Annotated in this window: 19 protein-coding genes; 14 read left to right on the forward strand and 5 right to left on the reverse strand. The window is 53.3% G+C overall.

Annotated elements, in window-relative coordinates:
* Window positions 1-21 precede the first annotated feature (21 nt).
* From metK to ruvX, 8 genes are all read left to right on the forward strand, one after another.
* Window positions 22-1,176 carry a methionine adenosyltransferase gene (metK, locus tag D6C13_RS17870; protein ID WP_104923205.1) on the forward strand — a complete coding sequence of 385 codons (1,155 nt, stop codon included), beginning with the start codon at window positions 22-24 and terminating at the stop codon, window positions 1,174-1,176.
* A 402-nt stretch (window positions 1,177-1,578) separates the two neighbouring features.
* Window positions 1,579-2,973: a sugar porter family MFS transporter gene (locus D6C13_RS17875; protein ID WP_120134048.1), complete on the forward strand. Its 1,395-nt coding sequence runs from the start codon at window positions 1,579-1,581 to the stop codon at window positions 2,971-2,973.
* 75 nt (window positions 2,974-3,048) lie between these two features.
* On the forward strand, window positions 3,049-3,570 hold the full coding sequence (locus tag D6C13_RS17880; RefSeq protein WP_120134049.1) for a SprT family zinc-dependent metalloprotease: 522 nt from the start codon (window positions 3,049-3,051) through the stop codon (window positions 3,568-3,570).
* Window positions 3,571-3,662: 92 nt separating this feature from the next.
* A complete protein-coding gene (gene endA / locus D6C13_RS17885) occupies window positions 3,663-4,376 on the forward strand; it encodes a deoxyribonuclease I (RefSeq protein WP_120134050.1) in 714 nt (237 codons plus the stop codon).
* A 101-nt stretch (window positions 4,377-4,477) separates the two neighbouring features.
* Window positions 4,478-5,209: a 16S rRNA (uracil(1498)-N(3))-methyltransferase gene (rsmE, locus tag D6C13_RS17890; protein WP_120134051.1), complete on the forward strand. Its 732-nt coding sequence runs from the start codon at window positions 4,478-4,480 to the stop codon at window positions 5,207-5,209.
* An 11-nt stretch (window positions 5,210-5,220) separates the two neighbouring features.
* Complete coding sequence (gene gshB / locus D6C13_RS17895; RefSeq protein ID WP_120134052.1) at window positions 5,221-6,171, forward strand: glutathione synthase; 951 nt, start codon at window positions 5,221-5,223, stop codon at window positions 6,169-6,171.
* A 130-nt stretch (window positions 6,172-6,301) separates the two neighbouring features.
* Entirely contained in the window at window positions 6,302-6,865 is a 564-nt protein-coding gene (locus D6C13_RS17900; RefSeq protein WP_120134053.1) for a YqgE/AlgH family protein, read from the forward strand.
* Window positions 6,865-7,293, forward strand: a complete 429-nt coding sequence (gene ruvX / locus D6C13_RS17905) for a Holliday junction resolvase RuvX (protein ID WP_013576828.1) — start codon at window positions 6,865-6,867, stop codon at window positions 7,291-7,293. Before D6C13_RS17900 ends, ruvX begins: the two co-directional genes overlap by 1 nt.
* On the opposite strand, the gene D6C13_RS17910 is transcribed toward ruvX, so the two are convergent.
* The gene (locus D6C13_RS17910; protein ID WP_120134054.1) at window positions 7,284-8,321 is read right to left on the reverse strand and encodes a type IV pilus twitching motility protein PilT; all 1,038 of its coding nucleotides are present in this window, start codon (window positions 8,319-8,321) and stop codon (window positions 7,284-7,286) included. The genes ruvX and D6C13_RS17910 overlap by 10 nt on opposite strands.
* A 21-nt stretch (window positions 8,322-8,342) precedes the next feature.
* On the opposite strand from D6C13_RS17910, the gene D6C13_RS17915 reads away from it, so the two are divergent.
* The 6 genes from D6C13_RS17915 to hemW all read left to right on the forward strand — a co-directional run bounded on the left by D6C13_RS17915 (window position 8,343) and on the right by hemW (window position 12,726).
* Window positions 8,343-9,062 (forward strand): YggS family pyridoxal phosphate-dependent enzyme, encoded by a 720-nt coding sequence (locus tag D6C13_RS17915; RefSeq protein ID WP_120134055.1) that lies wholly within the window; start codon window positions 8,343-8,345, stop codon window positions 9,060-9,062.
* A gap of 82 nt (window positions 9,063-9,144) precedes the next feature.
* Window positions 9,145-9,966 (forward strand): pyrroline-5-carboxylate reductase, encoded by an 822-nt coding sequence (gene proC, locus D6C13_RS17920; RefSeq protein ID WP_120134056.1) that lies wholly within the window; start codon window positions 9,145-9,147, stop codon window positions 9,964-9,966.
* A 156-nt stretch (window positions 9,967-10,122) separates the two neighbouring features.
* Window positions 10,123-10,677 (forward strand): YggT family protein, encoded by a 555-nt coding sequence (locus D6C13_RS17925; RefSeq protein WP_120134057.1) that lies wholly within the window; start codon window positions 10,123-10,125, stop codon window positions 10,675-10,677.
* Window positions 10,662-10,967, forward strand: a complete 306-nt coding sequence (gene yggU / locus D6C13_RS17930; RefSeq protein WP_120134058.1) for a DUF167 family protein YggU — start codon at window positions 10,662-10,664, stop codon at window positions 10,965-10,967. The genes D6C13_RS17925 and yggU overlap by 16 nt, the downstream gene beginning before the upstream one ends.
* 21 nt (window positions 10,968-10,988) lie before the next feature.
* The gene (locus D6C13_RS17935) at window positions 10,989-11,597 is read left to right on the forward strand and encodes an XTP/dITP diphosphatase (RefSeq protein ID WP_120134059.1); all 609 of its coding nucleotides are present in this window, start codon (window positions 10,989-10,991) and stop codon (window positions 11,595-11,597) included.
* Window positions 11,590-12,726, forward strand: coding sequence for a radical SAM family heme chaperone HemW (hemW, locus tag D6C13_RS17940; protein WP_120134060.1), 1,137 nt, complete (start codon window positions 11,590-11,592; stop codon window positions 12,724-12,726). Before D6C13_RS17935 ends, hemW begins: the two co-directional genes overlap by 8 nt.
* Before the next feature lie 67 nt (window positions 12,727-12,793).
* Here the strand turns inward: hemW and D6C13_RS17945 are convergent, their stop codons facing one another.
* The 4 genes from D6C13_RS17945 to trmB form a co-directional block, all read right to left on the reverse strand.
* A complete protein-coding gene (locus D6C13_RS17945; RefSeq protein ID WP_120134061.1) occupies window positions 12,794-13,528 on the reverse strand; it encodes a YggN family protein in 735 nt (244 codons plus the stop codon).
* A 24-nt stretch (window positions 13,529-13,552) separates the two neighbouring features.
* Window positions 13,553-14,479: a glutaminase B gene (gene glsB / locus D6C13_RS17950; RefSeq protein WP_120134062.1), complete on the reverse strand. Its 927-nt coding sequence runs from the start codon at window positions 14,477-14,479 to the stop codon at window positions 13,553-13,555.
* Between the two features lie 74 nt (window positions 14,480-14,553).
* Window positions 14,554-14,880: a YggL family protein gene (locus D6C13_RS17955; RefSeq protein WP_120134063.1), complete on the reverse strand. Its 327-nt coding sequence runs from the start codon at window positions 14,878-14,880 to the stop codon at window positions 14,554-14,556.
* Entirely contained in the window at window positions 14,880-15,599 is a 720-nt protein-coding gene (gene trmB / locus D6C13_RS17960; RefSeq protein ID WP_120134064.1) for a tRNA (guanosine(46)-N7)-methyltransferase TrmB, read from the reverse strand. The genes D6C13_RS17955 and trmB overlap by 1 nt, the downstream gene beginning before the upstream one ends.
* Window positions 15,600-15,716 lie beyond the last annotated feature (117 nt).

Raw genomic sequence — 15,716 nt, forward strand, 5'->3', positions numbered from 1 at the left:
GTATGTAAGGTAAAGAACATAATGGCTAAACACCTCTTCACGTCCGAATCCGTTTCGGAAGGACATCCAGATAAAATTGCTGACCAGATTTCCGATGCAGTCCTGGACGCAATCTTAGAGCAAGACCCAAAAGCACGTGTTGCATGTGAAACTTATGTCAAAACCGGCATGGTCCTGGTTGGCGGTGAAATCACCACCAGCGCATGGGTCGACGTTGAAGAAATCACGCGTCAGACTGTTCGTGAAATTGGCTATATCCATTCTGACATGGGTTTCGATGCCAATTCCTGCGCAGTTCTGAGCGCTATCGGCAAGCAATCGCCGGACATCAATCAAGGCGTTGACCGTACCGATCCGCTGGAACAAGGCGCAGGCGACCAGGGTCTGATGTTTGGTTATGCAACCAACGAAACAAGCGTGCTGATGCCAGCCCCGATTACTTACGCGCACCGTCTGGTACAGCGTCAGGCTGAAGTTCGTAAATCAGGGACGCTGCCATGGTTGCGTCCGGATGCAAAAAGCCAGGTCACTTTCCAGTATGACGAAGGCAAAATCGTCGGTATCGATGCGGTGGTGTTGTCTACTCAGCACTCTGAAGATATTGCGCTGAAAGACTTGCAGGAAGCGGTGATGGAAGAAATCATCAAACCTGTACTGCCGGCAGAATGGCTGAACGCCGGGACTAAATACCACATCAACCCGACTGGCCGTTTCGTTATCGGCGGTCCGATGGGTGACTGCGGTCTGACCGGTCGTAAAATCATCGTGGATACTTACGGCGGCATGGCACGTCATGGTGGCGGTGCATTCTCTGGTAAAGATCCGTCTAAAGTTGACCGTTCAGCGGCTTACGCTGCACGTTATGTCGCGAAAAATATCGTGGCTGCCGGTCTGGCTGACCGTTGTGAAATTCAGGTGTCTTACGCAATCGGCGTGGCAGAACCGACTTCCATCATGGTGGAAACTTTCGGTACCGGTAAAGTTTCTAACGAACAGCTGACTCTGCTGGTACGCGAGTTCTTCGACCTGCGTCCATACGGCCTGATTCAGATGATGGATTTGCTGCACCCTATCTACAAAGAAACCGCTGCATACGGTCACTTTGGTCGTGAACATTTCCCTTGGGAAAAAACCGACAAAGCGGCTCAGTTGCGCGAGGCAGCAGGCCTGAAATAATATTTCAGACTTTTCTGCACAAAAACCCTGCCCCTGCGGCGGGGTTTTTTATTGCCTGTTTTTAGGGGATTTATGGTGAGGGAGTCTGAATTTTGATGAAGAATGAAAACGGTTACAGATAATAACTTGTTATAAATTAATAGATTATTTTCATGATTAAAAATGTGTCACATAATTTTGATTGATATAAATCAATTTATGGGCTATTACTCTGCATGAAAGTCCCTCTCCTGCTGCATATCTCCTTGAAACCCTTACCGAACAACGATCCCAATCGCACCTATAAGTGTAAACGATTACAACACTGTGACCGGGTTCACGTTAAGCTGTGAGCAGGGTAAATAACATAACAACCTAAGCATTATTACAAACTCAAAACGATTGCATTATTTTGGAGACCGGATGAACAACTCAACATCGACCAAAGGAAAACGCTCTAACAAAAGCGTCACTTTCTTTGTCTGTTTTCTCGCTGCATTGGCCGGACTGCTGTTCGGCTTAGATATCGGCGTCATCGCTGGTGCCCTGCCATTTATCAGCCATGACTTTCAAATTACCAACCACCAACAGGAATGGGTTGTTAGTTCTATGATGTTTGGTGCTGCTGTCGGTGCTGTGGGCAGTGGCTGGCTGAATTTCCGCCTCGGACGTAAGTATAGCCTGATGATCGGCGCTATCTTGTTCGTCATCGGTTCCCTGTGTTCTGCCTTTGCGCCTAACGCTGAAATTCTGATTGTTGCCCGCGTTCTGCTGGGTCTGGCGGTCGGTATCGCGTCTTATACTGCGCCGATTTATCTGTCAGAAATTGCACCAGAAAAAATCCGCGGCAGCATGATTTCCATGTACCAGCTGATGATTACAATCGGTATTCTGGCTGCGTATCTGTCTGATACCGCCTTCAGCTACAGCGGCTCATGGCGTTGGATGCTGGGCATCATCACCATCCCTGCATTGCTGTTGCTGGTTGGCGTCTTCTTCCTGCCGGACAGTCCGCGCTGGCTGGCGGCCCGTGGCGATGACGGTAAAGCGCGCCGCGTACTGGAAAAACTGCGTGATTCCAGCGAGCAGGCAAAACGCGAACTGGATGAAATCCGTGAAAGCCTGAAAGTAAAACAAAGCGGCTGGGGTCTGTTTGTTAACAACAAAAACTTCCGTCGTGCGGTTTACCTCGGCATTCTGTTGCAGGTCATGCAGCAGTTCACCGGTATGAACGTCATCATGTACTACGCGCCAAAAATCTTTGGTATCGCCGGTTTCGCCAGCACCTCTCAGCAGATGTGGGGCACGGTAATTGTTGGTCTGGTCAACGTTCTGGCGACCTTCATTGCTATCGGTCTGGTTGACCGCTGGGGCCGTAAGCCAACGCTGAAACTGGGCTTCCTGGTGATGGCTGTGGGTATGGGCGTGCTGGGTACCATGCTGCACATCGGTGTCGAATCCGATGCGGCGAAATACTTCTCCATCGCCATGCTGCTGATGTTTATCGTTGGTTTTGCGATGAGTGCCGGTCCGCTGATCTGGGTACTGTGTTCTGAAATTCAGCCGCTGAAAGGCCGTGATTTCGGTATCACTGTTTCCACTGCGACCAACTGGATTGCCAACATGATCGTCGGCGCCACCTTCCTGACTATGCTCGACAGCCTCGGCAACGCCAACACCTTCTGGGTGTACGCCGCGCTGAACGTGGTCTTCATCTTCATCACCATTGCGCTGATCCCTGAGACCAAAAACGTCTCTCTGGAACACATCGAACGCAACCTGATGAAAGGCGAAGCCCTGCGCGACATCGGTAAGTAAGTCCGCCATTCCTCCCCTGCAAAGGGGAGGAATTCCATATTGCATCTCTCCCCCGCCAGATTTATCCTTCGCCAGATGAAAACCTCACGTCTCCCCATCGCCCTTCAGCAAGCCGTTATGCGCTGCCTGCGGGAAAAACTCCAGATGGCCAATCAGTTTTTCGGCACCGATTACTCCGAGCCGGAAATCACCTATCAGCAACGCGGTACCAGCGCGGGAAGCGCGTATCTGCAACACTGGCAAATCCGCCTGAATCCGGTGCTGCTGATGGAAAATCAACAGCCGTTTATTGATGAAGTCGTTCCCCACGAACTGGCACATTTGCTGGTATACCGTCGGTTTGGCCGGGCACCTGCGCCGCATGGCAAAGAGTGGCGCTGGATGATGGAACATGTGCTGGGCGTTTCCGCCAGCCGAACGCATAAGTTCGAAGTCGCCTCGGTGCAAAGCAAAACCTATCCCTATTTATGCGCCTGTCGTGATCACCAGCTCACCGTCCGTCGTCATAATAAAGTGATGCGCAAAGAGTCAGAATATCGCTGCCGCCATTGCGGAGAGCTGTTACGTTTTAATGCTAAAGGCACTACTAACTGCTGATTTTTCAATCAGTAATCGCGGCAAAGTCTCATTGTCACAGCCTGTGGTATCCGTTACCCTTCCGGCCTTTTAGTCTCAGGCCTTTCAGAAACATGTTTCGTAAAACGTTCTTATCTTTTCTGTTTATCAGTTGCCTTGCCCCGCTGAGCGCCTTCAGCCAGTCCGGCAACGCCATCAATAACTTCAGCCAGGCCAAAGCGGCAGCGGTCAAAATTAATCAGGGCGCGCCAACATTTTATTGCGGCTGTGACATTAACTGGCAGGGTAAAAAAGGCACGCCGGACCTGCAATCCTGCGGCTATCAGGTGCGTAAAAGTGAACAGCGCGCCAGCCGGATTGAGTGGGAACATGTGGTTCCCGCGTGGCAGTTCGGTCATCAGATGCAGTGCTGGCAGGATGGCGGACGCAAAAATTGCGCGAAAAACGCCGATTATCGTCAGGTAGAAACTGATCTGCATAACCTTGAACCGGCCATCGGTGAAGTGAACGGCGACCGCAATAACTTCATGTACGGTCAGTGGAATGGTGGAGAAGGACAATATGGTCGCTGCGAAATGAAAGTCGACTTCAAAGCCAAAGCCGCCGAGCCACCGGTCCGCGCCCGCGGCACCATCGCGCGCACCTATTTCTACATGCGCGACCAGTACAAACTGAATCTGTCCCGCCAGCAAACCCAGCTGTTTACCGCCTGGGATCGCCAGTATCCGGTCACTTCATGGGAATGTGAACGCGACAACCGCATCGCCAGCGTACAGGGCAATCATAACCCTTACGTTCAGCAGGCTTGCGCACAACGAAAAAGCTAACTTAGTATTAACACGTCATCAGGGCACATTAGCTCGCGACAACGCGGGCTAATCACGCCAAAATAGCCCTTCAGAAAAGACTTTAAGGACAGCAGCCTCACATGCGCATACCCCGCATTTATCATCCGCAACCCCTGACAGCTGACAGCGAGATTGCGCTGAGCGAAGATGCCGCCAATCATGTCGGACGCGTTCTGCGGATGCAGCCCGGTCAGGCGATCCAGTTATTTGACGGCAGTAATCAGGTTTTCGAAGCCAGCATCACCCAGGTTGATAAGAAAAGTGTCCGCGTCAGCCTGAGCGAAGGCGTGCTGTCAGACAATGAATCCCCGCTGAATCTGCATCTCGGTCAGGTGATTTCACGCGGCGAGAAGATGGAATTCACCATTCAGAAATCCATCGAACTGGGCGTGAATACCATCACCCCGCTGTTCTCTGAACGCTGTGGCGTCAAACTTGACGGCGAACGCCTGGAGAAAAAATTGCAGCAATGGCAGAAAATTGCCATCGCAGCCTGCGAACAGTGCGGGCGTAACCGCATCCCTGAAATTCGCCCGGCGATGCAGCTTGAAGCCTGGTGTGCCGAACAGGATGACAGCCTGAAGCTGAACCTGCATCCGCGCGCCAGCCACAGTATTAATACCCTGCCGCTGCCGGTGAGCCACGTCCGCTTACTGATCGGCCCGGAAGGCGGTTTATCCGCTGACGAAATTGCAATGACCTCCGGCTACGGATTTACTGATATCCTGCTGGGACCCCGTGTTCTGCGTACAGAAACCACAGCACTCACCGCGATAACGGCCTTACAGGTTCGTTTCGGCGATCTGGGTTAAGAGGAGACCAAATGATCAAGCTTGGCATCGTGATGGACCCGATTTCTTCCATCAACATCAAAAAAGACACCAGTTTCGCTATGTTGCTGGAAGCGCAGAGTCGTGGTTACGAACTGCACTACATGGAAATGAATTCCCTGTATCTGCGCGGCGGCGAAGGCCGTGCGACCACCAGAAAACTCAGTGTGAAGCAGGATTACGACGGCTGGTATGAGTTTGGTACTGAGCAGGATATCGCCCTGCAGGAACTGGATGTCATCCTGATGCGTAAGGATCCCCCGTTCGATACCGAATTCATTTACGCCACCTACATCCTTGAGCGCGCCGAAGAAAAAGGCACGCTGATCGTTAACAAGCCACAAAGCCTGCGTGACTGTAATGAAAAGCTGTTCACCGCGTGGTTCCCGGAACTGACGCCGGATACGCTGGTCACCCGCAATTCGGCACAGCTGAAAGCGTTCCACAAAGAACACACTGACGTGATCCTCAAGCCACTGGACGGCATGGGTGGCGCTTCTATTTTCCGCCTGAAACCGGAAGATGCGAACGTTTCTGTGGTGATTGAAACCCTGACCGAACACGGCAGCCGTTTCTGTATGGCGCAAAATTATCTGCCAGCCATCAAAGACGGTGACAAACGCGTTCTGGTGGTCGATGGTGAACCGGTGCCTTACTGCCTGGCGCGTATTCCGGCACAGGGTGAAACCCGTGGCAATCTGGCTGCCGGTGGTCGTGGTGAAGCACGTCCGCTGAGCGAAAGCGACTGGGCGATTGCCCGCACTGTCGCGCCAATCCTTAAGCAGAAAGGCCTGATTTTTGTCGGTCTGGATATTATCGGCGACCGTCTGACTGAAATTAACGTCACCAGCCCGACCTGTGCGCGTGAAATCGAAGCAGCATTCCCGATTTCCATCACCGGTATGCTGATGGACGCTATCGAAAAGCGTCTGGCTGCCCGCTGAACGGTCTGACCGCATAATCTGATGGGTTGTTCAGCGATGCTGGATAACCCACTTTTTTTGCTGCGGATGACGTACTACACTGCCCTCTTCGCTGTATTTCAATTTTCTGAGGTTAAACATCCTACATACCATGAATCTACAACATCACTTTCTTATTGCGATGCCTGGCCTGGATGAACCCCAGTTCAAACGTTCGGTCGTCTATATCTGCGAACATAATGAAGACGGCGCAATGGGTCTGGTGATTAACAAACTGGTCGAAGATTTCACCGTAGAGAACGTCCTCGACAAACTGGACATTACCCCCGAGCCTCGCGACCTGAACATCCGCCTCGACCGCCCGGTCTTTTCCGGTGGTCCGCTGGCTGACGATCGCGGATTCATTCTGCATACGCCGCGCGAAGGTTTTGGCTCCAGTATCCTTATCTCGGACAGCACCATGATCACGACATCTAAAGACGTGCTGGAAACACTGGGCACGCCGCACCAGCCGAAAGATGTTCTGGTGGCGCTCGGATATGCCGCCTGGGAACAGGGCCAGCTGGAAAAAGAGTTGCTGGAAAACTCCTGGCTGACCATTGAGGCCAGCAGTGACATTTTATTCCGCACCCCGATTGCTGACCGCTGGCGTGAAGCCGCGAAAATGATCGGCGTCGATGTCAGCCAGCTCGCCACACATGCAGGACACGCATAATGGCTAACCGTACCGTTTTTGCTTTCGACTTCGGCACGAAAAGTATCGGTCTGGCCATCGGTCAGGAAGTGACCGGCACAGCCCGCCCGCTGACGTCGTTTAAAGCGCAGGACGGCACGCCGGACTGGCAGAAAATCGAAAAATTGCTGAAAGAATGGCTGCCGGATCTGGTCGTTGTGGGTCTGCCACTGAATATGGACGGCACCGAGCAACCGCTGACCGCCCGCGCGCGCAAATTTGCCAACCGCCTGCATGGCCGTTTTGGCGTACAGGTAGAGCTGCATGATGAACGTCTGAGCACCGTTGAAGCCCGCGCTGATCTGTTTGATCGTGGCGGATTCCGCGCACTGGACAAAGGCAGCGTGGACGCCGCCTCTGCGGTGATCATCCTGGAAAGCTGGTTCGAGAAACAATGGAGTCAGTCCTGATTTTCGGCCAGCAGCCCGGCAATTTGCCGCTGCTGACGACTTTGGGCAAATGTCTGCATTCCGGCCTGTGCGCCGGTTTGCAGAATATCCGCCAGCTGATGAGTTTTGCCTTCGCGGATCATATTGCACACTGCGGGCGTTGAGGTCAGCACTTCGAACAGCGCCACCCTTCCCAATTGTTTACCGTCCTTTTCTTCCGTCACCGCCCGTTTTTGCGCGACAAGTTTTTGCGCGACGACAGCCCGCAGACTGCCCGCCAGCTGCGCCCGAACAAAAGCTTTTTCCTCTGCCGGAAAAACATCAATCAGCCGGTCGACGGCCTGCGTCGCATTTCGCGTGTGCAGCGTTGCCAGCACCAGATGCCCGGTTTCTGCCGCGGTCAGTGCCAGCCGGATACTTTCGGTATCACGCAGTTCGCCCAGCAATAACACGTCGGGGTCTTCGCGCAACGCCCCCCGCACCGCTTCACTAAACGAACGGGTATGCAGCCCCAGTTCACGCTGCTGGATAAGGCAATGTCTGCTGATGTGGATAAGCTCAATCGGATCTTCGAGCGTAATAATGTGCTGCGTGGTATGGCGGTTGAGATAGTCAATCATTGCCGCCAGCGTGGTAGACTTCCCGCTGCCCGTTGCTCCGGTGACCAAAATCAGGCCGTCTTCCCGCATAATGATTTGCTGCAAAATATCCGGCGCCAGCAGCGCTGCCAGTTCAGGACAACGGGCGGGAACCGGCCTGAGTGCCGCCGACAAACCATGCAGTTGCTGAAACACGTTCAGGCGCATCCTCACGCCCTCTGCCAGCGTCAGCGCTTTATCGAATTGTCCGGTCAGCTGTAAAGTCGTTTGTTCCGCGACATTCAGCCACTGGCTGACAAGCTTTTGCATCTGCGAAGCGTCTATCAACGGCAGGTCTTCACAGGGACATAATTCCCCTCCGATGCGCAGCACAGGCTGATAGCCGGTACAAAGGTGCAGATCGGAGGCATTTTGCTTTACACTACGTCCCACTAATCCATCAATATCCATGTTGAAATCCTCTGAGTCCCTATGAGCCTTAGTCAGCAAAACGCTATTGAGCAGAACTTACACAATGTCCGCGAGAAAATCGCAGCCGCTGCACAACGTTGCGGCAGGCCTTCAGAAGAAATTACCTTGCTTGCAGTGAGTAAAACTAAACCTGCGGGCGCTGTCGAAGAAGCGATTGCCGCCGGGCAGTTAGCGTTCGGCGAAAACTACGTGCAGGAAGGCGTGGATAAGATTGCCCACTTTGCCGGACATCAGCCCGCGCTTCTCTGGCATTTCATCGGGCCGTTACAGTCGAATAAAAGCCGTCTGGTGGCGGAAAACTTCGACTGGTGTCATACCATTGACCGCCTGAAAATCGCCCAGCGACTGAACGAGCAACGTCCGGCGGATTTAGCGCCATTACAGGTGCTGATACAGGTAAACATCAGCGATGAAACCAGTAAGTCCGGTATTGCTGTCGGTGAAGTGAGCGAACTGGCGACGCAGATTATGGCGATGCCTAACCTGACGCTGCGCGGTCTGATGGCTATTCCGGCGGTGGAAACCGACTATGCGCGCCAGCTGGAAGTCTTCGGGCAAATGCGTGATGCCCTGAAAGAGTTACAAAAGATTTGCCCGCAGGCAGATACTTTATCGATGGGCATGACTGATGATATGCCTGCCGCGATTGCCGCAGGCAGCACCATGGTTCGTATCGGCACCGCCATTTTCGGTGCCCGTGATTACAGCGCAAAACAGTAACCGTTATTTACCGGAATCTGCCGGTTTACGGCTTTACTATTGATTGGCTCAATTCAGCCCCCATAAAAAGAAAGGAGCATGAATGCAACATCGCAAAATATGTTTTATCGGCGCCGGTAACATGGCAGGCGCCATCATTTCCGGACTGGTTGAAAGTGGTTATCCGGCCAATATGATCAGCGTTTGTGCCCCTTCCACCACCCATCGCGATGCGCTGGCCGCCAAATATGGCGTACAAAGCAGCAGCGATAACAGTGGCTGTGCGAAAGCAGCAGATGTCGTTGTATTGTCTGTAAAACCGCAAATGATGGCGGATGTGTGTAAAGCACTGCAAAAAGACGTGGATTTTAGCGGCAAGCTGGTACTGTCGATTGCCGCAGGCGTCAGCGTGGCGCGTTTCTGCGAGCTGCTGGGCGAAAATCTGAACGTAGTGCGGATTATGCCTAACACCCCTTCGCTGGTCGGTCAGGGCATGAGCGGTTTGTATGCACCTGAACAGGTTTCACAGGCTGATCGTGATTACAGCGGCGAACTGATGACCGCCGTCGGTAAAATTTGCTGGGTCGATACCGAAGAAGGTATCAACCACGTGATTGCTGCTGCGGGCAGCGCACCGGCCTATTTCTTCCTGTTTATGGAAGCGATGCAGGCCGAAGCGCAGCGTCTGGGATTCAGCGCTGAAACCGCGCGGATGCTGGTTGAACAAGCCGCCAGCGGTGCCAGCGCACTGGTTGCAGCCAGCCCCGACACGCCATTGTCACAACTTCGTGAGAATGTGACGTCCAAAGGCGGCACGACCTTTGAAGCACTGAAAGTGTTCACTGATCGTAAATTACCGGAGATTGTCTCCGGGGCCATGCAGGCCGCCATTACCCGTGCGCAGGAAATGGAAAAACTGTTCTAATAAGAACGAATAAAAATAATACTGCCCAAAATCATTCGCGTTGCGTCAGGGCGGCAACTGAGTCAAATCGCCGGGAGCATATATCAGTATGTGACCGGGGTTTGCGAAGGCAGCCAACGCAGAAGCAGCGCGAAGGATGAAGGGCATAGGAGAATTATGTTAACGCTGACTTTTCTGGTTAAGACCCTCCTTGACCTCTACGTGATGGTTTTACTGCTGCGCATCTGGATGCAGTGGGCTCGTACAGATTTCTATAACCCGTTTTCACAGTTTGTGGTGAAGATTACTCAGCCAATTATCGGACCGCTTCGCCGGATTATTCCGCCGCTGGGCCCGATTGACAGCGCAAGTCTGCTGCTGGCTTTCATTCTTTGCACCATCAAATTCCCGCTGCTGTTGCTTATCCAAAGCGGAGCCATCTTCTTTAGTCTGAGCAGCCTGCTGATTGGCCTGATAGCGCTGGTCAAAGCGGCCGGTTATCTGGTGTTCTGGCTGGTGATTATCCGCTCGCTGATGAGCTGGGTGAGTCAGGGGCGTGGCCCGATGGATTATCTGCTGATGCAGCTGACTGAGCCGCTGATGGCACCTATCCGCCGTATTCTTCCGGCAATGGGCGGTATCGATTTCTCAGCGATGGTGGTGATCCTTATCCTGTATATGCTGAATTATCTCGGTATGGATTTGCTGGGTGCGTTGTGGTTCCAGCTTTAAGTCCGGTCGTCTGGCAGTCTGACGCGCTGGTTTTGCGGCTGGTTATCCAGCCCAAAGCCAGCCGTGACAGCCTGGTGGGTTTGCATGGCGATGAGCTGAAAGTCGCCATCACCGCCCCGCCGGTAGACGGACAAGCCAATACACATCTGGTGAAATTTCTCGCAAAACAGTTTAAAGTCGCCAAAAGTCAGATAAGCATCGAAAAGGGCGAGCTGGGCCGCCATAAACAAGTCCGCATTACAAATCCGCAAAATATCCCGACTGAGGTCGCGGTACTGCTCGCTGAATAACGTTTAAGTCAGGACTCTCCCATGCAGAAAGTCGTATTAGCTACCGGCAACGCCGGTAAAGTACGTGAACTCGCACATCTTCTGGCCGATTTCGGGCTGGACGTGGTCGCACAAACCGAACTCGGCGTTGAATCTGCCGAAGAAACCGGCCTGACGTTCATTGAGAACGCCATCCTGAAAGCCCGCCACGCGGCAGCTATCACCGGTTTGCCTGCTGTTGCTGATGACTCCGGTCTGGCGGTGGATTTTCTCGGGGGCGCGCCGGGGATTTATTCCGCACGCTACGCAGGCGTTGATGCCAGCGATCAGGAAAATCTCGATAAACTGCTGGTGGCGTTAAAAGATGTGCCGCAGGGCCAGCGCAGTGCGCAATTCCACTGCGTGCTGGTGTATATGCGCCACGCTGAAGACCCGACTCCGCTGGTTTGCCACGGCAGCTGGGCCGGCGAAATCACCTTTGCTGAAGCAGGCGCAGGCGGCTTTGGTTATGATCCCATTTTCTATGTTCCGGAACTGGGTAAAACGGCCGCAGAACTGAGCCGCGAAGAAAAAAGTGCGGTTTCGCACCGGGGTCAGGCATTAAAACTGTTGTTTGCCGCGATGAAAGAGGCCGTACAGAAGAATGCGTAAATTACCGCCGCTGAGTCTCTACATTCATATTCCGTGGTGCGTGCAAAAATGCCCTTACTGCGATTTCAACTCGCACGCGTTAAAGGGTGAAGTGCCGCATGACGATTATGTCGCGCATCTGCTGGCCGATTTGGATGCGGACCTGCATCTGGTGGGCGGGCGCAACGTAGGGACAATTTTTATCGGCGGCGGAACCCCAAGCCTGCTGAGCAGCGAAGCGATGCAGAATCTGCTCGACGGCGTGCGCGCGCGTTTACCGCTCGAGGCGGGTGCTGAAATTACCATGGAAGCTAATCCGGGTACCGTCGAAGCAGACCGTTTCAGCGGCTATCAGCGCGCCGGAGTGAATCGTATCTCCATCGGCGTGCAAAGTTTTGATGCGCAGAAACTGGAGCGTCTGGGACGCATTCACGGCCCTGAAGAAGCAAAACGCGCGGCGCATCTGGCGACCGGCCTGAACCTGCGCAGTTTCAATCTGGATCTGATGCACGGTCTGCCGGATCAGACGCTGGAAGAAGCGCTGGATGATTTACGCCAGGCCATCGCGCTTAATCCTCCGCATCTGTCGTGGTATCAGCTGACAATAGAACCCAATACGATGTATGCCTCGCGCCCGCCTAAGCTGCCGGACGACGACGCGCTGTGGGATATTTTCGAGCAAGGCGATCAGCTGCTAACCGCAGCCGGGTATCAGCAATATGAAACCTCTGCTTATGCTAAACCGGGCTATCAGTGTCAGCACAACCTGAATTACTGGCGCTTCGGGGATTATCTCGGCATCGGTTGCGGCGCGCATGGCAAACTGACACAACCCGACGGGCAAATTCTGCGTACCGTGAAAACCAAACACCCGCGCGGTTACATGCAGGGGCGTTACATGGATAAACAGCATCCGGTCGAGACCGAAGATTTGCCGTTTGAATTCTTCATGAACCGCTTCCGCCTGCTGGAAGCCGCGCCGCGCGAAGAGTTTGGTCTGTATACCGGACTGGATGAACAGGTGATCCGCGTACAGTTAGACGAAGCGATTGCCAAAGGGTATCTGGTAGAAACCAATACGCACTGGCAGATCACCAGCAAAGGGAAGCTGTTCCTGAATTCGCTGCTTGAGCTGTTTTTAGCGGAGTAAGTCTCGGGATTGCATAGATAAAAAAACCGCGTAATCGCGGTTTTTTTTGTCTCTGTCATTCGGCAGATTACTGCTTCAAATCTGCCAGCAACGCTTTGTGCTGGGTATCCAGATTCGTGACGCGCTTACAGACGTCATCGCCAAAGGCTTTGAACTCTTTTTCCTGCTTGCTCCACTCGTCCTGAACGGCCTGTTGTAACCCGCCCAGATTCCCCATCATCGCCTGCAACGGATTTCCGCCGCTGGCCGCCTGTTTCAGGCCCATTTCGTTGATGCTGTCCTGCATCACGCCGCCCATGGTTTGTTCCATCAGCTTCTGGCCATTCTGTTTCACCTGATCCACGGCTTTGTAGTGGAAGGTCAGCCCGTCGGTGCGATGTTCAATGATGAGATTCATCTGCTCTTTCAGCTGTTTGTCCAGCTTGACCAGACGGTTACGTACATTGCTGTCAGTGCCAAGTTTCTCGACGATCACCCGGTCAACCGCCACGCGGCCTTTTTCGAGATGCGCCGTGGCACCCTGATCAATCCACGGCAGGTCGCGGCGCAAACCGGCCTGGTAATCGATCGCTTCCTGACGCTGTCTGGCGCTCAGGGTCATGTCTTTTCCGTTAAGCGTCACGTTACCGTTAGGGGTAATCAGTAAGTCACCGTTTTTGCCCACAACCTGCACGGTTTGCGGCTTGATGACAACATCGTCTTTAGGTTGCACCGCACACTGATAATCAGCCTGCGCGCTCCACGCGGTCAGCGCCAGCAATGCAGCCAATCCGGTTTTTACCACTCCGCTTTTTACTAACATGTACTCTCCCTTAAGACAGCAAACTCAAAAAATTGAACGGCCAATACGTTGCGCCAGTAATTCTAAGGCAGCAATACCTGCCAAAGAGTTCCCTGCCGCATCAAGTTCCGGCGACCATACCGCGATACACATTTCGCCGGGAACGACAGCAATAATGCCGCCACCCACGCCGGATTTGCCCGGCATCCCCACGCGATAAGCAAATTCACCCGCGCCGTCGTACATGCCGCTGGTGACCATCATCGCATTAATCTGCCGCGCCTGACGGGCATCTATGAGCGGTTTTTCACTGCCCAGCGGATGGCCTTTATTGGCAAGATAAACAAAGGTTCGCGCCAGTTCTTCACAGCTCATACGCAGTGCGCAGTAGTGGAAATAAGTATGCAAAACAGTGATGACGTCGTTGTCGAAATTACCAAAAGATTTCATCAGATAGGCAATTGCCGCATTGCGGTCAGAATGTTCAAATTCAGAACGTGCAACGTGCCGATCGTAGTTGAGATCCGCCGATCCGGCCAGTTGACGCACCACTTCCAGCATTCTTTGCTTCGGTGCAGTCAGGCGGGTTTGCAGCAAATCACAGACCACTAATGCGCCAGGATTGATAAACGGATTGCGTGGTTTTCCCTGCTCGAGTTCGAGCTGTACCAGAGAGTTAAATGGCTGCCCCGAAGGCTCTTTGCCGACGCGCTGCCAGATTTCGCTTTCCTGATAACGGGTCAGCGCCAGCGTCAGGCTGAGCACTTTTGAAATAGACTGAATGGAAAAACGGGTTCCGGCATCACCGGCACGAAAGATCTCCCCTTTCGTGGTAAACACGGCAATCCCTAAATGATCGGGGCTGACTTCGGCCAGTGCAGGAATGTAATCGGCAACTTTGCCGCGGCCAATCAGCGGCCTGACCTGTGCCAGAATATCTTCCAGCAAACTGTTATCGAGTTCGGTACCCAACGTCCTGCCTCCAGATGTAACAAAGGTGCCAGAAGGCACCTTTCAAAGATTCAGAATTTATCTGACCGGTGGGATCAGTCCCACCAGATATCGAACAATTCGGAAACTTCCACGTCTTCCATTTTATGGTCTTCTAACCATTTTTTGACCTGCGCGCGCTGTTCATCAGTGCAGTGACCGATGTCCTGGCGGCAAACCAGACCTTCCCATTGCAGATAGCCGCTGCCATCGAAAGCCAGTTTGTTTGGCTCGATCACACCGTCGATGAATTTATCCAGAGATTCATCAATGGTTTCTACCGCGGTACCTTCCGGGAAACGCCATTTTACAGAGAAGCCCAGTTCCTGGAACTCGGCAATGTGTAACTTCTTACGTAAACGACGACTGCGATTTGTAGCCATTATTGCTTCCTCTCAAACATCAGATCCCATACGCCGTGGCCTAAACGCTGGCCACGCATTTCGAACTTGGTCACCGGGCGCGATTCCGGACGCGGGACATAGTGACCATCCTGCGACAGATTCGCCCAGCTTTCTAAACGGGTCATTACTTCGAGCATGTGTTCCGCATACGGCTCCCAGTCGGTTGCCATGTGGAATACACCGCCCACTTTCAGTTTTTTGCGCAGCTTCTCAACGAACTCCGGCTGCACGATACGACGCTTATTATGACGCGCTTTGTGCCACGGGTCAGGAAAGAATAGCTGCACCATGTCGAGCGAGCCATCCGGAATCATTTTTTCCAGCACTTCAACCGCATCGTGACACATCACGCGCAGGTTGCTGACACCCTCTTCGTGCGCGGTCGCCAGACACGCGCCGACACCCGGCGAGTGGACTTCAATCCCGATAAAGTTCTGATCAGGATTCTGCTGCGCCATCGTCACAAGCGAAGTGCCCATGCCGAAACCGATTTCCAGTACAACAGGTGCTGAGCGACCAAATAAGGCATCAATTGCCAGTGGTTGTGCCTGAAACTCCACGCCCATCACCGGCCAGAAGTTGTCCAGCGCAAATTGCTGACTTTTAGTCAGACGGCCCTGACGGCGGACAAAGCTACGGATACGGCGCATTGCGCGACCGTTCTCGTCGAATTCCGGTGAAATGACGTCGTTTTTCATGGTGTTTCCACTCCAATTGGCAAGACGCGGTACCCGCGCGCGGATGCCTGTGCTTTGGTCACTACATATAAGGAAAGGCGCATTATCCAAACTTACTCCCGATTAGCAAGGCTTGCG

The organism is Rahnella woolbedingensis, from assembly GCF_003602095.1.
GTDB lineage: Bacteria > Pseudomonadota > Gammaproteobacteria > Enterobacterales > Enterobacteriaceae > Rahnella > Rahnella woolbedingensis.